Source organism: Pseudomonas sp. J380 (assembly GCF_009827115.1).
Lineage (GTDB): Bacteria > Pseudomonadota > Gammaproteobacteria > Pseudomonadales > Pseudomonadaceae > Aquipseudomonas > Aquipseudomonas paracarnis.
In genome coordinates this window covers 4,744,337-4,764,782 of sequence record NZ_CP043060.1, presented here as the reverse complement: position 1 = coordinate 4,764,782, position 20,446 = coordinate 4,744,337, and the positions used below count along the sequence as shown (strand labels likewise).

Below are 20,446 nucleotides of genomic sequence, written 5' to 3'. Positions count from 1 at the left end.
CTCATGCAGAAGGTTTAAATTATCTGGGGCGACCCTAACCCGCTCTAGAGTGGGGAATGAATGTTCACCTTGGCTCAACCCCATGTAGGAATATGGGATCCTGCTATCCGTCCTACATTCAAGCGATGTGATTGCCCATGCGGGAGATGCTTAGATGAAAGATACTCGCCAGTTGGTAAGTAACCTGAAGACATTGATGCTCAAATCAAATGACTGGGTGCCGAATAACCCTCTCCTGCCGATCTTGATTTATGAAAGTGCGTTCACCATCACTGGAGATGATCCGGCAGCACTTTTTGAGGAAACATGTTCAGCGCATGGCTGGCCCCCACAATGGCGGGACGGCGTCTACGACTACCATCACTACCACACCGAAGGACATGAGGTATTGGGTGTTGTGAGTGGCCAAGCCAGGTTAATGCTGGGCGGGCCAGATGGCCATGTAGTGGACGTTAATACAGGAGATGTCTTGCTCATTCCTGCTGGGACGGGCCATTGCAATATTGGATCTACCAAAGACTTTCTCGTCGTAGGTGCCTACCCACCTGTCCAGCGCGCAGATATCCGACGTGAAGCCCCTAGCAAGGCGCAGCTTGAGAATATCGCTACCCTGCCATTTCCCACACATGACCCAGTTCATTGAAAGGCTGGTGGGTTGATCAAGCATTGGGCAATCGGAAAGCCTGAATAGGTCATCCCGCGTAAAGCCCAAGCGAAGCCAATATCATGGGACACTACGGAGCACTATCGTCTGAACCTTTAATGACCCGAGGCAGAACTTGGGTTTGCGTTTACACTCAGAATGAATTCGCAAACGCTGGATATCAACCGGCTGAGGCTTTTAGAGTGAAAGTACATTGGGAAGGGCTATTACCGGTTCAAGGAGAAATAGTGGTCGTAGAAGACGATCCAACGCTGCGGCTGCTAATGGTAGAAATCGTCTCTGAGCTTGGAGCAACTGTACGGCATTTCGATTCGGCTGATGATGCAATAACCTACCTCCTTCAGGCTCATGAGAAATGTCGCATGGTAATTGCGGATCATGGTGTACCTGGGCAGATTCAAGGCACAGAGTTTGTTGGAATGGTTAAAGGCAGATGGCCATCAATTGAAGCAATTCTTACTTCTGGATATGCCCTTGACCTCACAACCATTCCCTCAGCGACGATCTATTTGCACAAACCCTGGTCATTGGATGAGTTGGTTCTTTCAGTAGCCGCGTTGCTACAACCTGGTCGTCCCCTCACGCGGATTTAGGGCGTTCATTCCTAGAGGACACTCATCTCGCGGAAGAGGTGGGAGTTAGTAATCCCGCCCGAACGATGGGGCCTAACGGCGATTGGATCTTGATAGATTCTATCTCCCTATTTTTGGAACGGAATTTTCGACTCTGCCCTGCCCACTGTGTGCTTTGGAAAAACTCACTGAACGCTCTGCCATCTCACTGCGCAGCTCCCCGATCAAATTCGCGATTGCGCGACTTGAGTTCAGGCCGCTGGTTGTTATTGAGGTGACTAGAAGGTCAACACGACCAGAGGTCGGCTCGAATACTTTGATCATCAACGACCCGTCAGGGTTGACGGTGCAATGGCAAGACAGCGGCAGAAAACCGCATTCAATAATATGTCTAAGCTCAAGCGCGGAAATCATCAGAGGGGCTCCTTCAGCCAACGTTGAAAATCAGGGCTCAATTGAGAGTAGCCGCGTATGTAGTGGTCAACTAATCCCAGACACAATGTTAAGTTTTTTCTCGGCCCAGGCGGTTGCGTTTGCTGAACCTACATATAACCCACTGAAGTTCGCATGACTGAACCTTCTCTCTCTGCCGATTGAAACTCAGCTCCCAGCTTGTTCAACCGGTTTTTCTCCCGAGCGCAGAAATGCACCATAAATTTTCTTAGCCATTGCGGCTCTGTCTTGTGCATTTGCTCAGTCGGTAAAATGCCGACTCTCAAGCAACCAAGCCAGTCATCACCTTGCACTCTGCGAAAGCCGCAATCAATCGAGAAACAATCCTCATGAAAACGCGACTCCATCGTCATCTGTATCGTAGGTGATGGGGTCGGGAGTGGGATGGTCGAAGCCTCGATCCCAAAGTAGAAGACGGCCTCGATTTAAGGTTTCATCACGAAAGCATTGGAGGAGCAAATCGTCCAAGGCCATCTACACTTCCAAGAGCTGCCTAGAATCCTACCGATGAAAGGTGGCGTCCCTGTCGCGCTCAATGAACACCTTGCGGGAACTATCCGCGTCGCCGGTGACATGTCACGTGATGATGGGATGATCGCCGAAAAACCGCTGTCAGACTCGCTAGCCCGAAACCTCGACAATGAATCTCTTGTTCGTTCTGAGTCAAGATGGCCGCCCCGCTATCTGCCCATTAAACAGGTAGTAGGCGTGCAAAAGGCTGCAGCGACTGTGAGCCGCACGATACAGCTGTATACTCCGGGGGAGTTTCACAATATACTCCCAGCCAGTATCTTGATATGTTCCCTGCCAGCACCAATGTAAAATTCCTGCTTCAGACTGCCAAAGGGTTATCACATGCCACATTCACCTGAAGAGAAGAAGCGCGTTCTGGCTAGAGTTCGCCGTGTAAGAGGTCAGCTCGATGCACTGGAATCAGCGCTGGAAGCGGGTGCTGACTGCGCGCCTGTCCTGCAGCAAATTGCTGCAATTAGGGGAGCATTGAACGGGCTGATGGCTGGGGTACTGGAAAGCCATCTAAGAGAAGAATTCACGACATTAGTAGATTCAACTGAGGCGCAGCGGTCTACTATTGATGAGGTTATTTCCCTGGTGAAGACGTACCTGAAATAGCAATCAATGGCCTACCGCGATGACAGCCCAGACTAAATGAGCACCATCCTCTGGAGAAAAACCATATGAAATCTCGTGCTGCAGTAGCCTTCGAAGCAGGTAAACCGCTTCAAATCGTAGAGATCGACGTCGAACCACCTCGCGCAGGCGAAGTGCTGATCAAGATCACCGACACGGGTGTTTGCCATACAGATGCCTTCACCCTGTCCGGTGATGACCCTGAAGGCCTCTTTCCTGTCGTTCTGGGCCACGAAGGCGCTGGCGTTGTCGTTGAAGTGGGCGAAGGCGTAACTAGCCTCAAGCCTGGCGATCACGTAATCCCTCTGTACACCGCAGAATGCGGTGAGTGCCTATTCTGCAAGTCTGGAAAGACCAACCTATGCACCGCAGTGCGTGCGACCCAAGGCAAGGGTGTTATGCCGGATGGTTCTACGCGCTTCTCCTACAACGGCCAGCCTCTGTACCACTATATGGGGTGTTCGACTTTCAGCGAGTACACGGTGGTTGCTGAGGTGTCGGTCGCAAAGATCAACCCAGATGCCAATCATGAGCACGTCTGCCTGCTGGGCTGCGGCGTGACTACCGGTATCGGCGCTGTGCACAACACCGCCAAAGTACAGCCAGGCGACACCGTGGCTATTTTCGGCCTGGGTGGCATTGGATTGGCAGCAATTCAGGGTGCACGTCAGGCCAAAGCCGGTCGCATCATTGCTATCGACACCAACCCTGCCAAGTTCGACCTAGCTCGCCAGTTCGGTGCGACTGACTGCATCAACCCTAAGGATCATGAGCAGCCGATCCAGCAAGTCATTATCGAAATGACTGGCTGGGGCGTGGATCACTCCTTTGAGTGCATCGGTAACGTGCACGTCATGCGTGCTGCGTTGGAGTGCGCCCACCGTGGCTGGGGTCAGTCCATTGTCATCGGTGTTGCCGGTGCAGGCCAGGAAATCTCTACACGCCCATTCCAGTTGGTTACCGGGCGCACCTGGAAAGGCTCCGCATTCGGTGGCGTGAAAGGCCGTAGCCAACTGCCGAAGATGGTTGAAGATTCGATGAAGGGTGAGATCGAACTCGCCCCGTTCGTGACCCACACCATGCCCTTGGAGCGCATCAACGAGGCGTTCGACCTTATGCACGAAGGGAAGTCGATCCGTACGGTAATCAAATACTGACGGGTTCCCCCCTTGGGCATATGCCCAGGGGGGGGCTGTCGTATTCCCCCACCCACGCAACGTTGGAGATACAAAGTGAGCAATGTAAAACTGCATCCTTCTCTGGATAACGGTATCAAAACTGCCATCGACGGGTTCGCCGGCGGCACCCTTCAGTGCCTATGCGCAACCAACAAGGTTGAGGTCGAGGTAGGTGCTCAAACTCTGCACAATCATGCGTGCGGTTGCAGCAAGTGCTGGAAGCCTGCTGGCGCGAAGTTTGCGGTGATCGCGGTTGTTCCTCGTGACAAGGTCAGCGTGACTGCTAACGCCGGAAAACTTGCTATCGTCGACGCAAACGCCACTATCCAGCGTCATGCTTGCAAAGACTGCGGTGCGCACCTGTTTGGTCGGATTGAAAACACTGGTCACGCCTTCCACGGCCTGGACTTTGTTCATACCGAACTGTCGCCACAAGCCGGTTGGGCTGCTCCAGGCTTTGCCGCGTTCGTTTCTTCGGTAATCGAAACCGGCACTCCGCCAGCAGAGATGGATGGAATCCGTGCCCGCTTCGGCGAAATCGGCCTTCCTACCTATGACTGCCTGTCCCCGGCACTGATGGACGCCCTGGCTACTCATACCGCCAAGCAGAACGGCGTGCTCTAAACTGTTTGCAACACCGTAGTCGATAAGCAATACCTCCGATAACACATAGTGCTATCGAGCGTACTCGCTCGCCCGTAAAAAGGCGGGTGAGCGAGTACATCCTTTTTTTTTCAGTGCATCTTTCAAATTTATTTAGAGCGACTTCAATGAAACACAAAATCGTTATTGTTGGGGGCGGTGCAGGTGGATTAGAGCTGGCGACTAAGCTAGGTAAGCGCTTTGGGAAATCAGACAAGGCGTCTATTACTCTGGTCGATACCAATCTCACACACGTTTGGAAACCGCTTCTTCACGAGGTCGCTGCGGGTGCGCTCAGCTCGGCTACCGAAGAACTTAATTACCATGCTCAGGCTAAATGGAATCACTTTTCCTTTGAGCTAGGCACGATGGAGGGCCTTGATCGAAAGGCCAAGACACTGAGTCTGGCCGCTGTTATGGATGAGGACGATAAGCCGCTCATCGCTCCTCGAACTCTCTGCTACGACACATTGATCGTTGCAGTTGGAAGCAACTCAAACGATTTCGGTTGCGCATTCCACGCCATCCGGCCACCCAGCCCACCAACATCCGGCCACCTATTCCACGCTCATCCGGCCGGGCAGTCGGAGCGCAGCGACGCAGGTTTGCATTGTTAGTCTGAAGTCCCGGCCGTCGTCAATTTCGTTGCGCGCCTGCGCATCGATTCGCCCTTCAGTTCGATCCGGTAAGCGTTGTGCACCAGCCGGTCGAGGATCGCATCGCCTAAGGTCGGATCACCGATCAGCGCATGCCATTTGTCCACCGGCATCTGGCTGGTCACCAGTGTCGAGCGGATGCCGTAGCGGTCGTCCAGCAGCTCAAGCATGTCGCGGCGTTGCGCGGCGGTAAACGGTGCCAGGCCCCAGTCGTCCAAGATCAGCAGGTCAGTCTTGGCATAGCCGGCCATCAGTTTGGCGAAGCGGCCGTCGCCGTGGGCCAGGCCCAGTTCCTCCAACAAGCGTGGCAGGCGCAGGTAGCGCACGCTGTAGCCGTCGCGGCAGGCCTTGTGGGCCAGCGCGCAGGCGAGCCAGGTTTTGCCTACGCCGGTTGGGCCGCCGATGATCAGGTTCAGGCCGTCGCGCAGCCACTGGCCGCTGCCCAGTTGCAGGATCAGCGCCTTGTCCAGGCCACGAGGGCTGCGGTAGTCGATGTCTTCCAGGCAGGCGTTATGGCGCAACCGCGCTGCTTTGAGGCGAGTGGTCAGGCGGCGTCTTCGCGCTCGGTCAGCTCGCGATCGACCATCAGACCGAAGCGTTCGTCGAAGCTGAGATCATTGATATCGGGCGTTGCGTGTTGCTCGCCCAGCGACTTGATCATGCCGTGCAGGCGCAGGGTTTGTAGCTTGTCCAGGGTCGGGTTCGGTAGCATTTTGATGCTCCTTTTTCAGGTCAGTGGTAGTAGCCGGGGCCACGCAGGTTGATGTGCTCGTCGGGCAGCAGCGGCAGGTTTTGCTGGGCCAGCGGCAGGCGCTCCAGCCCTTGGCGCAGGATCGATTCCAGGCTCTTGTAACTGCATGCGCCCAGTGCCAGCGCACGCTGGCACGCGGCTTCCAGCCGCGCTTCGCCGTGCTGTTTGCTCAGGCGCAGGATGCCCAGGCAGGCGCGGAAGCCCTGCTGAGGATGGATTCGGCGCTCGAGGATGTAGGCGATGACGCCTGCGGTGTTAGGCCCGGTTTGCTCTGCCCAGCGGATCAACCGTTGTGGAGTCCATTCGGCGTGCTCGCGGTGGCTCTTGGGCATGTGCTCGGTTTGGGTGGTGTGGCGGCCTTTGTGCTGCGAGCGAAGGTGGCTGGCCACGCGCTGGTTGGCGTGGAAGCACTCGACGGTCTGTGCGGTCAGGCGCACTTCGAGTTGGTGTTTCACCAGCTGATACGGCACCGAGTAGTAGTGGCCGTCGACTTCGACGTGGTAGTCGATGTGGACGCGTACCTTTTTCCACTCGGCATAGACGTAAGGATGCTCCGGCAGCGGTTGCAGCACCGGTTGGTCGATGGTCTCGAAGGCTGAGCGGCGTGAGCCAGGCAGCTTTTTGAAGGGTTTCTGATTGAGCCGTTCCAGCAGTAGGCTGATCGCCGTGTTGAGTTCGCCGAGCGAGAAGAACTGTCGGTTGCGCAACGCCGCGAGGATCCAGCGTTCGACGACCTGTACACCGACTTCGACCTTGGCTTTGTCCTTGGGTTTGCGCGAGCGAGCGGGCAGCACGGCCACACCGTAATGCTCGGCCAGATCGCGGTAGCTCGGGTTGATATCCGGCTCGTAGCGGTGGGCCTTGGTGACGCCGCTGCGTAGATTGTCGGGCACCAGGATCTGTGACGTACCGCCGAAAAAAGCAAAACATCGAGCGTGCGAGCCCAGCCAGTCAGGCAGTTTCTGCGACCAGGTGGCCTCGGCGAAGGTGTAGCTGGAGGCGCCGAGGACGGCGACGAAGATCTGCGTTTGGCGGATCTCGCCGGTTCGCTGGTCGATGATCGGCACGGTCTGACCCGCGTAATCGACGAACAGTTTTTCGCCGGCGCGATGTTCCTGGCGCATGACCACGTCGACCTTGGCCGCCCAGAGCCGGTAGTGCTCGCAGAACCAGCTGTATTGGAAGCCTTGCGGATGAGCGAGTCGGTACTCTTGCCAAAGCAGGGCCAGGGTTACGCCGGGGCGGCGCAACTCGGCGTGGACATGAGTCCAGTCCGGTACCGGACGTTGATCACTGGGGACAGCGGGCGGCGGCGGAAAAAGATGCCGTTGCAACTCGGCGTCAGTCAGCGCAGACGGCCAGATAAGACCGCTGGCAGCAAAGCGATTGAGGTACTCACCGACGCTGGCTCGACCTACTTGCAGGCTGATAGCGACCTGGCGGGCAGATAGGCCGACCTCGAATTTGAGACGTAGCACTTCTCGAATCTTACGCATGGATAACCGCTCCACGACGACCTCTCTGCTTCGATAAAAGAGGTCGATGGTAGTGAATTAATCCTGCGTTGCTGCCTGCCTTAAGGGTGGCCGGATGACCGTGGAATGGGTGGCCGGATCATCGTGGAATCAGTGGCCGGATGTTCATGGAATGGGTGGCCGGATGGCTGTGGAATCCGCAGCGTGCCTTGAAAGCTTCAGGTGCCGCTGTACTCCGTGACGGTGTTTACCTGCTACCTGCTACCTGATACCAGCGCTTGCCGCGAATCTCTGACTTCTGTCGAACGAGACATATTGGCCATCAATGGCACCGCTTACCTCCTGCCTGTAGTCGATCCTAACGGTGAGCGCTTTATCGAGTCTTTCAACCGTAATGATGACTACACAAAACTTGGTGGAGAGATCGAAGACTGCCGTGAGCAGTTGAATGCTGAAAATGCGCTGGCGACGACCAAACAAATCCGCAAGCTGCGCAAAGCCTACGATCAGATAGCGAGCATCGATTACTTCTCAGGTGAGCCGAAACACCAGATTGATTTGGCTCTGCAGGAGTTAGAGACAGCAGTCAGTAGAGCCCTGTCTCCGGATGAGCCCCACAGCAGTAACCAACCGATATCGGTACTCAATCTCAGCGATTATCAAGGCCGTATCTGGGCAACGCGTAAACGTCCCTGGGTCGACCGGCTCGCCTGTGCCTGGTTGATCCGCCGCTTCATCGACCCGCAAGCTCAGATCGTCTGGCTGAACACTCCACAGGACTGCCCAGTCAACGCCTTGGGGTTTGATTTTGATGACGCAACCTTCAGCCATGTTGGTAACCGCGTCACCTTTGAAACCCTACAGGCCAGTTTTCAAATCCAGATACAAGGTCTAGGTCGCATTGCTGCCCTTGTGCATTACCTCGATGTTGGCGGTATTCAGCCGGTGGAGGCTGCCGGGATTGAGCGGGTGCTTGCTGGGCTGCGAGAGACCATTTCCGACGACGACCAACTTCTGGCTGCCGCGAGCGCCATCTTCGACGGCCTGCTCGCCGGGTTTGTGAAAGAGGAGCAACCCAATGAGTAAAGTTATGGCACCAGAGGTTGAAGCGGATCCGTTGAGGCCTGAACAGATTAGTCTGCGTGAGGCGTTCTGGTTCTGGTTGAAGCTCGGTTTCATTAGCTTCGGCGGGCCTGCGGGCCAGATCTCGATCATGCATCAGGAGTTGGTGGAGCGGCGACGCTGGATTTCAGAACGCAGATTTCTACATGCCCTCAATTACTGCATGTTGTTGCCAGGGCCCGAGGCTCAGCAATTGGCGACTTACATTGGTTGGCTGATGCATCGAACGTGGGGAGGCGTGATCGCCGGCGCGCTGTTTGTACTGCCCTCACTATTCATCCTGATCGCGCTGTCGTGGATGTACATCGCGTTCGGCGAAGTACCCGTGGTAGCCGGACTTTTCTACGGCATCAAGCCCGCCGTGACGGCCATCGTGGTGCAGGCGGCGCATAGAATCGGCTCTCGGGCACTGAAGAATAATTGGCTGTGGGCGATAGCAGCGGCTTCATTTGCCGCCATCTTTGCATTCAATGTTCCGTTCCCGCTGATCGTCTTAGGGGCAGCGTTGATTGGCTATTTCGGGGGGCGAATGGCACCCGAAAAATTCAGAGCCGGTGGCCATAGCGCCGCCAAAAAATCCTTCGGCCCGGCCTTAATCGATGACGACACGCCGTCCCCCGAACATGCTCGGTTCAGCTGGTTGAAATTGGCCTCACTCGCACTGATTAGTGCCGTGCTATGGGCTTTGCCGATGGGTGTTTTGACCGCGCTCTTTGGGTGGGAAGGAACCCTGACCCAGATGAGCTGGTTCTTTACCAAAGCTGCATTGCTGACCTTCGGCGGGGCTTATGCCGTACTGCCGTATGTCTATCAAGGCGCAGTCGGTCACTATGGCTGGCTAACCCCGACACAGATGATCGACGGCCTTGCGCTGGGGGAAACCACGCCAGGGCCGCTGATCATGGTGGTGGCTTTCGTCGGCTTCGTCGGGGCCTATGTCTCGCAAGTGTTCGGGGCTGATCAGGTGTTTCTGGCCGGAGCTGTCGCAGCTGCCCTGGTGACCTGGTTCACCTTCTTACCTTCGTTCCTGTTCATCCTTGCGGGTGGCCCTCTGGTTGAGTCGACCCACAACGAACTCAAGTTCACTGCACCGCTTACCGCCATCACCGCCGCCGTAGTTGGGGTGATCCTCAATCTGGCGTGCTTCTTCGGGTATCACGTGCTTTGGCCGAAAGGCTTCAGCGGTAACCTCGACTGGCCCTCTGCATTGATCGCCATCGCAGCCGCAATAGCATTGTTCCGCTTCAAGCGCGGCGTCATTCAGGTACTGATGGCCTGTGCGCTCGCTGGTCTGGCAGTACATCTGTTGCGCTAGCGATCACGAGCGGATTAAACAGCGTCCGTCAGACACCCAGAGATCTGAAGTGACCAGCTCACACCAAAGCCCAGCCTGACGCTGGGCTTTGGCCATTTAATGGCAGTGGTAGTCGTTGGTTTTATGGTTGCGATGGCAACCTTTTGAATCAGTACCGCCGCTGTGTGCGAAGGCAGCAACGGACGTAATCGAAAGTAAAGCGGCGATCAAAATGGCGGACAGTTTCATCAGGGCTTGCTCCTTGCTCATATTTTATATCCGTGAGAGGTCTCACGCCCGGCAGCGTATGGCTAAGTGCCTTCACTGAGCAAGCTACTTCTCCGGAGACTCGATCAAAGGTCGAATGCTTATTTCTTGAGCTACTTCTGGCTCTGGTTTAGGATGAATTCATATCCCCCTAGGGGGGATATGAATTCATCTGAAAACGAGAAACTCGTAGTTCTTTTATCTTCGGGAAATCTCAGTAACCAGATAGTCGTACGCGCTTCCTTTTGAGATTTCTCATGCTGAAAATCCTAGCCAACCGAACCTATCGCCATCTTTTCCTGGCTCAGGTGATTGCACTCTTAGGGACTGGCCTTGCCACCGTCGCGCTCGGTTTACTGGCGTTCGATCTAGCAGGCGCCCAAGCAGGTGCCGTTCTCGGCACGGCGTTGGCTATAAAAATGACGGCCTATATTGGCGTAGCGCCCATTGCAGCGGCTTTTGCAGAGCGCCTGCCTCGCAGAGCCATGCTGGTCTCGCTGGATCTGGTGCGGGCGCTGGTCGCGCTTGCTCTCCCGTTTGTGACCGAGGTTTGGCAAATCTACGTGCTGATTTTCGTCCTTCAGTCCGCATCGGCAGCGTTCACTCCAACGTTCCAAGCGACCATTCCAGACATCCTGCCGGATGAAGACGACTACACCCGTGCCTTGTCGCTATCGCGTCTGGCTTACGATCTCGAAAGTGTCGCGAGCCCGATGCTCGCTGCCGCGCTCCTGACGGTGATCAGCTTCCACAGCCTTTTCGCCGGCACGGTCATCGGCTTCCTCGCTTCTGCCGCCCTAGTCGCCACGGTGTTGTTGCCAAAGGCGAAGCAAGTACCACGACGCAGCATCTATGAACGAACTACTCGTGGCATGCGCATATTCCTAGCGACGCCCCGCCTGCGAGGGCTGCTGGCTCTCAACCTGACGGTAGCGGCTGCCAGTGCCATGGTCATCGTCAATACCGTGGTGATGGTTCAGTCGCGCTTCGCTCTGCCTCAAAGCTCAACGGCATTGGCGCTGGCTGCGTTTGGTGGTGGTTCCATGATCTCGGCCCTGGTCTTGCCTCGCCTGCTGAAAAACATCAAAGACCGAACGGCCATGTTGTTTGGCGGAGGAATACTGGTCGCAGGCTTGGCCGTCGGTATCAACCTGACCATCTACAACTTCCTGCTGCCGCTGTGGATGGTGCTCGGGGTGGGCTATTCGCTGGCCCAGACTCCAAGCGGTCGCCTGTTGCGTCGCTCGGCACATGCCGAAGATCGCCCGGCGTTGTTTGCCGCCCAATTTGCGCTGTCCCATGCTTGCTGGTTGATTACTTATCCACTGGCGGGATGGCTGGGAGCCAACATCAGCCTCACGGCGTCGTTTGTTGGCCTCGCCGCTGTGGCAGGCAGTGCACTACTGGTCAGCATCGTAATCTGGCGCCCAGTTCATGACCAGAAGTCGATCAAACACACCCATGAGAATCTGCCGGGCGATCACGCGCACATCGACGGCCAGGAAGGTGTGGATCACGAACATCCATACGTGATCGATGATCAGCATCGCCGATGGCCCAACAGATGATCGTGAGTTCCTAAGACTTGCTAAAGCTGGTGACCGGTATTCAGACAAGCAACCGTAGCGCTTGCAAAGCGGCAAGGTGGCCCGGATAGAACCAGTATCCCCATTGCCGTACCGGCCAGACCTTGAAAGTGAAGCTCTGACGCAGTAGCCAGAGTCCGATCAGCGGCGCCGCGAACGCGGTGCTCAAAGCCACCAATGAATAGACTTCCAAGTCCAGCGCTTTGATTACGATGCTACTTCGCGTATTGCTCATCAAGCATAGAACCGCAGGCAGCAGCCAAAGAACACCGGGGCCTTTGATTGCTATTAAGACAGCCGCTGGTACAAGTGCACCGTAGAAGCCGTACATAAGTGGATCATCCAGCACGTAGGCAATCGCGGCGGCCAATAACGCCATAGCGCTGCTCAACAGAGTGCGATGTTGCCATCCCCAGGCAATCACCAGCCCCAATGCCAGCGTCACCAACACGTTGAATGATCCCGAGGTGCTGATGTAGCGATAAGGCACTTCTGAAATGGCGGCGAATAACAGCATCAAGGCAAGATAACGACCGTTCGCAGCAGTCAGCAATTCACCCTGTTTGGAGCGCGCCACGTTGGCTGCAATAGCGACACAGAACAACGGAAAGGAAACTCTCCCCGGAATGAACAGGTTGCTCAACTCCGGCCACACCAACCGCAAGTGATCGATAACCATGGTCAACATCGCTAGCCACTTGATCAGATCTAGGCTACTGCTTCGGCTCTTGAGTGGGGAAAGCGGGTCAGTAGGCATCGTCATGCCCACCCCAGGGTGACGGCGGTCAGCGCGAGATAACGCACGCCCTTGGCCAAGGTGACAATCAGCAGGAAACTCCAGAGTGGCTCGCGCATGACTCCAGCGACGACTGTCAGCGGGTCGCCAATGATGGGCACCCAGCTCAACAACAGTGACCAGCGCCCGTAGCGCAGATAGGAATGCTGGGCTTTTTCTAACTTGCTCTCGCTCACGGGGAACCAGCGCTTGTGGCGAAATCGCTCAACAGAACGGCCCAGAAGCCAGTTCAGTGCGGAGCCAAGCACATTGCCAACAGTGGCTACCGCCAATAGCGTAGAAACGACGTACCGGTCGGCGAGCAACATCCCGACCAGCACGGCTTCAGACTGCATCGGCAATAACGTCGCGGCACCGAATGCCGCCACGAACAGACCAATGTAGCTCGTAAGTTCAAACACGAAAGACTTGCCTCAAGCGTTCAGGCCGATCCAGCCATGGAAACCCACGTACAGACCAACACCAATGATCAGCACGCTGGACAGGTACGGAGCACGACGAGCCACGGTGCCCAGCCAAGGCCAACGGTTGGAGGCCTGCTTAGCACCAATTGCCGCCGCAGCACCTACAGTGACCAAGGTGAGCGCCAATCCGATGCTGAAACACAGGACAAGCATGCCTCCCAGTGCGACTTCTTTAACCTGAAGACATAGCAACAGAACGGTAATGGCAGCCGGACAAGGAATCAGACCACCAGTCAGGCCGAACATGACGATCTGGCCCGTGGTGACCTCGCGATTGGTGAAGCGCTTGCGTATATCGTTGGCATGCGCACGTTCATGCGCATCCTGGTAGCCATCAATCGACAACTCTAAGCCTTCCAATTCGGAATGAGCATGCCCGTGATCGTGTTCCTGATACTGAAGATCGTAATCATGGGAGTGACCTGCATGCCCAAGACTCAAGCGAGCACTGAACTCATGTGGTTCCGGAATATCGACCGTCGACTCCAGGAAGCCGTCGCGCTCAACGAAAGAGAACGATTGGGTGCTACCGTCCGGACGAGTAGTCATCAGGCGAACATCTGAGGCAGCCCAAGCGTGCCCGGTCAGTGTCTTCAGGCGCCAGTGCGGTGGCATGCCTTCCTCGAAGATCGACAGCTCGATGCGGCCATGGCCGGTATCGATTCGATGGGTCTCATCATCATGACCATGGTCGTGCTCGCCGTGGTGATGATCATCACCTTGCTCAAACTTGAACATCTGCTCACCGCGCCAAGTACGCCAGAGCATCCAAAGCGCAATCACGATGATCAGTACAGAGGAGGCAAGCTGGAAGTACGGCTCAGTGGTTTGCGCGTCCAATCCTTTGCCCAGGTACATGCCGCCGATGGCGACCAACCACACCACTGCGGTATGCGACAACGTCGCGGCCAAACCTAACAAAACTGCCTGTTTGACCGAGCCACGGGTGGCCACGATGAAGGCCGCCATCATGGTTTTGGAATGTCCCGGCTCCAGGCCATGTAAGGCGCCGAGCAGAATCGCGCTCGGGAAATACAGCCAGGCGTGAGCCCCGCCTTGTTGCAGCAGTTCAGCAAAATTGGGCATGACAGACCTAGAGGTACTTGGTGATTTGCTTGAAAGCTTCCAGTGGTGCGCGCTCGCCATTGCCTAGCGCCGAAACGGTGTCCTCCAGGCAGTGATCAATGTGATCCTGGATGAGCGTACGTTTGGCCTGGCACACTGCTTTTTCAACCGCATGCAGCTGCTGGGCGATGTCCACGCACTCACGACCCTCTTCGATCATGGTGATGATGCCGCGTAAATGCCCATCTGCCCGTTTGAGACGTTTGATGATTGCCTCATGACTCTGGTGGGTGTGGGGATGGCTGTGTTCGTGTTCGTGCTCACTCATGACTTGAGCCTCAGGCCTCAATGAATTACGCTGGCATCCTATCCCCCCCAGGGGGATGTGGTCAAACGCGTAAAAGCCCTATAAAACGAGTTGAAACCCTAACGCCATGTTCAGCAGAACACTGACAACGACGGTGGTAATCGCACTTGCTCTCGCCATGTTGGTGGCTTGGGCTGGGCATACCTATTCGTTATCTGTGGCGTCGAAACAGCCAGCCTGGGAGATCGCGCAAGATGCCCATCACTCCCACGGCGAAGAGGCTTCATCCAGCTACTCGAGCCTTTCAGATCACTACCATTCGCCATTGACCCCTGATCACCAGCACGAAACACCGCAACTCACAGCAGCGTTGATGCTGGCGACCCCCCTAATGCTATCCATCCGGGTCGATGCGCTTCGAGACTCTGTTCCCCTGCCGCCGATATTTTTGATCGAGCGTCCACCCCGTCCTTCGTTCGCGTCTTGACCTTGGCCGCACTGCGGCCTTCGATCTCTGCAACGTAGGATTGATCTATGCATTCGTATTCGATGAGCGGCGTCGGCGCGTTTACTGCGCCTTTGCACCGCCCCGTATTGCTGTTGTTTTTACTTGTCGCTGTACTTTTCCTGGGAATGCCCGAGGCGATGGCTCACGCCGTCGCGGAAGGTGACAAGGGCTTCATCCAGGAAAGCTCCGGCGTCATGTTGCTGCCTTTCATCTACATGGGCGCCAAGCACATGATGACGGGCTACGACCACCTCCTGTTTCTGTTCGGGGTGATCTTCTTCCTCTATCGCCTCAAAGACGTGGGGCTCTACGTCACGCTATTCGCTGTAGGCCACTCGGTCACGCTGCTACTTGGTGTGCTCACCGAGATTAGCATTAGCTCGTACATCATCGACGCCATCATAGGTTTTTCAGTGGTGTACAAGGCGCTCGACAACCTGGGTGCATTCCAGCGCTGGTTCGGTTTCCAACCCAACACCAAAGTGGCCACGCTGATATTCGGCCTGCTCCACGGCTTTGGTCTGGCAACCAAAATCCAGGAGTACGAAATCTCGCCTGACGGCCTGATTCCCAACCTCATCGCCTTTAACGTCGGTGTCGAGATCGGCCAATTGCTTGCCCTCAGCGCGATTCTAATTCTGATGGGGTTTTGGCGGCGCACTGGCAGCTTCTGGCGCCACGCCTATACCGCCAACGTCGCCATGATGAGTGCCGGTTTCCTGCTGATGGGTTATCAGATCACTGGCCTGTTTGTCTCTACGTAAGGAATTCTGACCATGTTCAATACTCCGCTTCCCACTGTTAATGAATTACCTACCACTCGCAAACTGGTGCGCTCGACTGTCATTGCAATGCTGGTTGCAGCCGGCCTTTTGGTGACCGTGGTCATGCCCTCGGAATACGCCATTGATCCGACAGGTGTGGGCCGGACACTGGGGCTGACCCAGATGGGCGAACTGAAGATCACTCTTGCCCAAGAGGCGTTGGCGGATGCAGCTCCACCTCAACCAGCGGCTTCAGCCCCGGCTCCGCAGGTTGCGCAAGTCCAACCGGTGGCTCAACCAGTGACTCAACCGGTTGCGACACCTGCCCCTGCGTTAAAGACGGATCAAATGACCGTCACGCTCAAGCCAGGTGAAGGGACAGAAATCAAACTGGAAGTGCTGAAGGACAAGGCTGTCAGCTATGAATGGACAGCGGCAGGTGGGCCTGTGAACTACGACACTCATGGAGAGCCTTACAACGGCGAAAAGGGGTACTTCCACAGCTACAACAAGGGCAAGCAAGTCAAAAGTGATAAAGGTGAGTTCACCGCCATTTTTGACGGCACCCATGGCTGGTTTTGGCGTAATCGCAGCACTAACGACGTGACCATCACACTGAAAACCAGCGGCGATTATTTGGGCGTCAAACAGTAATCAGAAGCAGCGATGGCTGTGCTACGGCAAGAAACGCAGCGTGCTGCTTGACCACATGTCATTCAATTTCATCCATTTTTGAAGAGTATTCCAATGAAAACCCCAACAACCATGATCCGTTCGATGCTCCTGATCTGCTTCCTTGGTTTGATGACGGCCTGCGGAGGCGATGAAAAAGACGCAACTTCTGAGATCGCTGGGCACGGCCATTCACACGAGTGACGCCGTAAATAAACAAGGCCGCATTGCGGCCTTGTTCCTCAAAGAAGAGGCACGGGAGTTTTCTTTTATTCTCAGTCAGCAGGCCAAGCAGGTAAGCGGATCTCAAAGGTCGTATAGCCTCCTCCGGAGACACACTCAACGGCGCCATCATGGGCGTCAACCAGTGATCTGACGATTGCCAAACCTAACCCCGCGTTGTTCGTAGCACCCTCTCTACGTGCAGGATCGACTCTGTAAAAACGGTCAAACAACCGGGGCAGATGTTCTCCAGCTATTTCCTCGCCGGGGTTCTTCACTGACAAGCTGATTATGCTACCCAACGACTCGATTTTTACGGAGACAGTGCAGTCAGGAGGGGTATACCTGAGCGCATTAGAAAGTAAATTCGAGATCATCCTATCCAACATCGTACCGTCACCATAGACCGCGCCGTGTCCGGAGACTTGTAGCTTTACTCCGGTGTCTTCTGCCAGCAACTGGTAATACTCGAAAAGTTTTTCGACCACCGAACGCAACTCGACTTTCTCTTTGGCAGGTAGAACCAGACCGTTGTCCGATTTTGCTAAGAAAAGCATGCCGTCAATAATGCTGGAGAGTCGGTTCAGATCCTCCAGGTTTGAATAGAGATTCTCTTCATAAGTGTCCGGTGCACGTTTCTTTGAAAGGATGACTTCGGTGTGTGTACGCAGATTGCTGATAGGGGTTCGTAGCTCGTGCGCAATATCGGCTGAAAAGTTGGACAGCCGAACAAAAGACTCTTCAAGGCGAGCAAGCATGGCGTTGAAAGAAGAGACAAGGCTCTCAAGCTCACGAGGCACCGAGTCCATCGGGATGCGTTCTTTCAGCGAACCGGCTGACATTGAGGCCGCGACTTGCGTCACCTGTGCGACCGGCTTTAACCCGCTGCGCGCCACCAGCCACCCTAACGCTGCGCTGACCAGAGCGCTGATAGCCAGCCCAATGACCAGCCACCAACGCAAAGTTTCAACGAAGTGCATGTGACTGGTGATATCCATACTTAACCATGCGGTTAGTGGCTCAGCTTCATTCACTAAATGAACTTGGGCCTTCATGCCTCTATACGTATGGCCGCCAGCCGTCCACTCCAACAAACCTTCCCCAGCCTCATGAACCGCAGCGGTAGGCTGTGCAGTTCCGTTGGGAGTAGCGAAGATCGTCCTCCCTCCGTTGGTGACAATCGATGCTGAAAGCTCCTGATGGGCGCCCAGCAGGGCTTGCAGTTGTAACACCACTTCTGAAGAGTCTACGGAGCCGGCCTCGCCATCCATGATTTGCCGAATGGATACGAGCTTTTCCGTCATCGCTTGACGGTCGAGCGCTTTGAAGTGATGTCTACTAAAAGCATCGAAGGTAAAGCCTGCTACAACCAGCACGGCTACCACGGCACAGACAAACATCATGCTCAAACGGAAGGTAAGAGATACACGCTTCATTCAGTATCCGGCGCATCTAGCATGTAGCCCATTCCCCTGGTGGTCTGAATCAGCTTAGTGTCGAAATCATCATCGATTTTGGCCCGGAGCCGGCGAATTGCTACTTCGATCACGTTGGTATCACTGTCGAAGTTCATATCCCAAACCTGCGATGCGATCAGTGATTTTGGCAGGACTTCCCCTCTACGGCGCATAAGGAGTTCTAGGAGGGAGAATTCTTTGGCGGTGAGGTCAATGCGTCGACCTGAGCGGGAGGCACGTCGTTTCAGAAGATCGACCTCCAGATCGCCGATTTTGATAGATGTTTGGTTGGGTACGGCGGAACCACGGCGGAGCAAGCTTCTGACGCGAGCAAGCAATTCGGAAAATGCAAAGGGTTTGACTAGGTAATCGTCCGCTCCTAGTTCCAACCCTTTGACCCGGTCATCAACCCCGTCCCTGGCTGTCAGAAACAAAACAGGAACTGAGTTCCCGGCTATGCGGACAGATTGAATGACCTCCCAGCCGTCCAGGCCGGGCATCATTACGTCCAGGATCAGAAGGTCATAGGTCTCATTTAACGCATGGTGCAACGCCTCTGTTCCCGTAACAACTCGGTCGACAGTGAAGCCAGCCTCCACAAGACCCTGCTGTAGGTACATTCCGATTTTGGGTTCGTCTTCTGCGACCAAGAGTTTCATGCACGGGCTCCGGTTTGCGGTGTTCTAGTGTGCTACCAATCTGACATCTGTGCGCAAGCTTACGTAAATGTAATTGCCTCAACAGCCCACGGATCGCCCGATGCCACGACAGGTCGGTGTGTGATGGGTTGGATGGAGTGAATTGGCAGGCGGCTTACAAAAATGTAATCAGCGATTTGAGCTTTTTGCGCTTAACCTAATTCCAACCACTGTGGAAGCATGACGGCTGGCCCAAGGCTAGGGGGCTTGCAGAGCAACCGCATACTAAAACGCTACGAGGTGCATCGAATGTTCAAACGAAAGCTATCGCTCGCCGTGGGCTTGATGATTTGTGCTGTCGCGCAGGCGGCTGAGCCGCTCACAATCGATGTGCATCGTGACGCGAACTGCGGATGCTGCAAGGAGTGGGTCAAGCACCTTGAATCGAATGGATTCAAGGTGGTCGACCATGTTGAAAGCAATATGAGCGCTATTAAGCAGAGCTTAGGAGTGCCGCAGGGACTCGCGTCATGCCATACGGCTGTTATTGACGGCAAGTTCGTAGAGGGGCATGTCCCTGCGGAAGAAATCAAGAAGCTGAGTGGCCGCTCAGACCTCGCAGGAATTGCAGTACCAGGCATGCCAGCAGGCTCCCCCGGCATGGACTACGGCCAGAATCATCAACCTTATCAAGTATTGGGGCTCACCAAGGCAGGTGCGCAAGAAGTGGTCGCTGACTACCCCTCGAGCCGATAGTTTTTACCTAGTCCTGAGCGTCCATAGTGACGCTCAGATCTGGCTCATGAATCACCCTTGAGCCATCTCGATTGAAGGGCTCAACGTTCCTAGCCATGCCACCAAGAAAACGATGACAACTGCACAGGTCGATTCGAGCATCACACTTTTTCTCAAGGCAGTTGCTGCCAGAGAATAATCCCCAGCCTTCAAAGAACGTTCAAGTGAGGGACTCAGGTAGAAACGATTGAGTGCAGCAAGCCCAATCATCCCAGCGAAAAGCAGGACTTTCATCAGCAGGAGAATGCCGTAGGTGCTAGTTACGAGTTCGATTACTGTCGGCCCGACAATGAAGAGATAATTAGCGACGCCAGTAATTATGATTGTGCCAACAATAAATCCACCCGCTGTTTCGAATCCTTTAAGCGCTCGTGACAGCACTCTTACGAGTTGCTCCGGATTAGCCCCTTTAATCCTCAACATCAGGCCAAACGCCGCAAGAGCTCCGATCCAGCCCCCAGCGGAGAGGAGGTGCAGAATATCAGCTGCAAAGTGCCAGAACCGCTTAGTACCTTCGTCCATTGCCCCATGACCTGTCCAAGCAAGCGTGGACAAGGCGATGCTGCCTGCCAAGGTAGCAACCCAGAGACTCCCTGTTGGCCATCGCTTGCTCTGACTTGCGACAAAAATCACCACTGCCAGCGAGATCATGCGCGTCACCCAGCTATAGCCGATCTCAGTCTCGTACAGCATCATTTCCAGATGAGGCCGCAGCTCGTCCCAGTCGGAGGCGCCGCTCATATTGCTTGTGATAATCATGAAAGCTGCTACGGACAAAAGCATGCCTATAGCAGCGGTGCCGGGCAGTATCCACCCAAAATGCAGCACCGCTCCGGACACGCGCTCTTTACCCCGAAAGCTGTACAGTCCAAAGACCGCCAGGCCGAACAGGAGCATTAGATCCAGATAAAGCGCGAGGCGCAGCGCCACATTCAATGGGTCGCCCACG

At 55.3% G+C, this 20,446-nt stretch carries 21 protein-coding genes and 3 pseudogenes; 13 read left to right on the top strand and 11 right to left on the bottom strand.

Translation table 11 applies throughout. The features are described from left to right. Window positions 1-154 precede the first annotated feature (154 nt). Entirely contained in the window at window positions 155-643 is a 489-nt protein-coding gene (locus FXO12_RS21655; protein WP_081089333.1) for a cupin domain-containing protein, read from the top strand. A 248-nt stretch (window positions 644-891) separates the two neighbouring features. Continuing rightward, complete coding sequence (locus FXO12_RS21650; RefSeq protein ID WP_254989400.1) at window positions 892-1,257, top strand: response regulator; 366 nt, start codon at window positions 892-894, stop codon at window positions 1,255-1,257. Window positions 1,258-1,356: 99 nt separating this feature from the next. On the opposite strand, the gene FXO12_RS21645 is transcribed toward FXO12_RS21650, so the two are convergent. After that, the gene (locus FXO12_RS21645) at window positions 1,357-1,650 is read right to left on the bottom strand and encodes a DUF1652 domain-containing protein (RefSeq protein WP_081089332.1); all 294 of its coding nucleotides are present in this window, start codon (window positions 1,648-1,650) and stop codon (window positions 1,357-1,359) included. Between the two features lie 486 nt (window positions 1,651-2,136). On the opposite strand from FXO12_RS21645, the gene FXO12_RS29455 reads away from it, so the two are divergent. The 5 genes and pseudogenes from FXO12_RS29455 to FXO12_RS21620 all read left to right on the top strand — a co-directional run. Next, a complete protein-coding gene (locus tag FXO12_RS29455) occupies window positions 2,137-2,511 on the top strand; it encodes a heme-binding protein (RefSeq protein WP_223816886.1) in 375 nt (124 codons plus the stop codon). A gap of 33 nt (window positions 2,512-2,544) precedes the next feature. Further along, window positions 2,545-2,820, top strand: coding sequence for a formaldehyde-responsive transcriptional repressor FrmR (frmR, locus tag FXO12_RS21635; protein ID WP_081089331.1), 276 nt, complete (start codon window positions 2,545-2,547; stop codon window positions 2,818-2,820). 65 nt (window positions 2,821-2,885) lie between these two features. Continuing rightward, complete coding sequence (locus FXO12_RS21630) at window positions 2,886-3,995, top strand: S-(hydroxymethyl)glutathione dehydrogenase/class III alcohol dehydrogenase (protein ID WP_060765788.1); 1,110 nt, start codon at window positions 2,886-2,888, stop codon at window positions 3,993-3,995. 75 nt (window positions 3,996-4,070) lie between these two features. Continuing rightward, window positions 4,071-4,640: an S-(hydroxymethyl)glutathione synthase gene (gene gfa / locus FXO12_RS21625; RefSeq protein ID WP_060765787.1), complete on the top strand. Its 570-nt coding sequence runs from the start codon at window positions 4,071-4,073 to the stop codon at window positions 4,638-4,640. 146 nt (window positions 4,641-4,786) lie between these two features. Continuing rightward, a pseudogene (locus FXO12_RS21620) lies at window positions 4,787-5,167 on the top strand (FAD-dependent oxidoreductase); the annotation flags it as partial. Between the two features lie 104 nt (window positions 5,168-5,271). Here FXO12_RS21620 and istB read toward each other — a convergent pair. Next, window positions 5,272-6,026, bottom strand: a pseudogene (istB, locus tag FXO12_RS21615) (IS21-like element ISPsy14 family helper ATPase IstB). Window positions 6,027-6,046: 20 nt separating this feature from the next. Further along, window positions 6,047-7,561, bottom strand: coding sequence for an IS21 family transposase (gene istA / locus FXO12_RS21610; protein ID WP_160049749.1), 1,515 nt, complete (start codon window positions 7,559-7,561; stop codon window positions 6,047-6,049). Between the two features lie 182 nt (window positions 7,562-7,743). On the opposite strand from istA, the pseudogene FXO12_RS21605 reads away from it, so the two are divergent. Next, window positions 7,744-8,626 (top strand): annotated as a pseudogene (locus FXO12_RS21605) (chromate resistance protein ChrB domain-containing protein); the annotation flags it as partial. Further along, window positions 8,619-9,977 (top strand): chromate efflux transporter, encoded by a 1,359-nt coding sequence (chrA, locus tag FXO12_RS21600; RefSeq protein ID WP_160049748.1) that lies wholly within the window; start codon window positions 8,619-8,621, stop codon window positions 9,975-9,977. The pseudogene FXO12_RS21605 and the gene chrA, both read left to right, overlap by 8 nt. Window positions 9,978-10,073: 96 nt before the next feature. On the opposite strand, the gene FXO12_RS21595 is transcribed toward chrA, so the two are convergent. Further along, on the bottom strand, window positions 10,074-10,205 hold the full coding sequence (locus FXO12_RS21595; RefSeq protein ID WP_096144211.1) for a YHYH domain-containing protein: 132 nt from the start codon (window positions 10,203-10,205) through the stop codon (window positions 10,074-10,076). A gap of 275 nt (window positions 10,206-10,480) precedes the next feature. Between FXO12_RS21595 and FXO12_RS21590 the strand changes: the two genes are divergently transcribed. Then, a complete protein-coding gene (locus FXO12_RS21590) occupies window positions 10,481-11,791 on the top strand; it encodes an MFS transporter (RefSeq protein ID WP_032894816.1) in 1,311 nt (436 codons plus the stop codon). Window positions 11,792-11,831: 40 nt separating this feature from the next. Here the strand turns inward: FXO12_RS21590 and FXO12_RS21585 are convergent, their stop codons facing one another. From FXO12_RS21585 to FXO12_RS21570, 4 genes are read right to left on the bottom strand one after another with little or no spacing between them, the layout of a single operon-like run. Beyond that, on the bottom strand, window positions 11,832-12,566 hold the full coding sequence (locus FXO12_RS21585) for a TraX family protein (protein WP_032897726.1): 735 nt from the start codon (window positions 12,564-12,566) through the stop codon (window positions 11,832-11,834). A gap of 2 nt (window positions 12,567-12,568) precedes the next feature. Next, entirely contained in the window at window positions 12,569-13,006 is a 438-nt protein-coding gene (locus FXO12_RS21580; protein ID WP_032894818.1) for a YqaA family protein, read from the bottom strand. 12 nt (window positions 13,007-13,018) lie between these two features. Continuing rightward, the gene (locus FXO12_RS21575; protein ID WP_160049747.1) at window positions 13,019-14,155 is read right to left on the bottom strand and encodes a nickel/cobalt efflux protein RcnA; all 1,137 of its coding nucleotides are present in this window, start codon (window positions 14,153-14,155) and stop codon (window positions 13,019-13,021) included. A gap of 7 nt (window positions 14,156-14,162) precedes the next feature. Beyond that, window positions 14,163-14,462, bottom strand: coding sequence for a metal-sensing transcriptional repressor (locus FXO12_RS21570; RefSeq protein ID WP_032894820.1), 300 nt, complete (start codon window positions 14,460-14,462; stop codon window positions 14,163-14,165). Window positions 14,463-14,975: 513 nt separating this feature from the next. Here FXO12_RS21570 and FXO12_RS21565 point away from each other — a divergent pair. Beyond that, window positions 14,976-15,713 (top strand): HupE/UreJ family protein, encoded by a 738-nt coding sequence (locus tag FXO12_RS21565; RefSeq protein ID WP_032894822.1) that lies wholly within the window; start codon window positions 14,976-14,978, stop codon window positions 15,711-15,713. Window positions 15,714-15,725: 12 nt separating this feature from the next. Next, window positions 15,726-16,367 (top strand): hypothetical protein, encoded by a 642-nt coding sequence (locus FXO12_RS21560; RefSeq protein ID WP_032894825.1) that lies wholly within the window; start codon window positions 15,726-15,728, stop codon window positions 16,365-16,367. A gap of 293 nt (window positions 16,368-16,660) precedes the next feature. Here FXO12_RS21560 and FXO12_RS21555 read toward each other — a convergent pair whose 3' ends face one another. Both FXO12_RS21555 and FXO12_RS21550 read right to left on the bottom strand, forming a co-directional pair. Further along, window positions 16,661-18,043: a heavy metal sensor histidine kinase gene (locus FXO12_RS21555; protein WP_047338274.1), complete on the bottom strand. Its 1,383-nt coding sequence runs from the start codon at window positions 18,041-18,043 to the stop codon at window positions 16,661-16,663. After that, complete coding sequence (locus FXO12_RS21550) at window positions 18,040-18,723, bottom strand: heavy metal response regulator transcription factor (protein WP_032894827.1); 684 nt, start codon at window positions 18,721-18,723, stop codon at window positions 18,040-18,042. Before FXO12_RS21550 ends, FXO12_RS21555 begins: the two co-directional genes overlap by 4 nt. 288 nt (window positions 18,724-19,011) lie before the next feature. Here FXO12_RS21550 and FXO12_RS21545 point away from each other — a divergent pair, with 288 nt between their 5' ends. Then, entirely contained in the window at window positions 19,012-19,458 is a 447-nt protein-coding gene (locus tag FXO12_RS21545; RefSeq protein WP_032894829.1) for a DUF411 domain-containing protein, read from the top strand. Between the two features lie 51 nt (window positions 19,459-19,509). Here FXO12_RS21545 and copD read toward each other — a convergent pair whose 3' ends face one another. Further along, window positions 19,510-20,445 carry a copper homeostasis membrane protein CopD gene (gene copD / locus FXO12_RS21540; RefSeq protein ID WP_032894830.1) on the bottom strand — a complete coding sequence of 312 codons (936 nt, stop codon included), beginning with the start codon at window positions 20,443-20,445 and terminating at the stop codon, window positions 19,510-19,512. Window position 20,446: the final 1 nt, after the last annotated feature.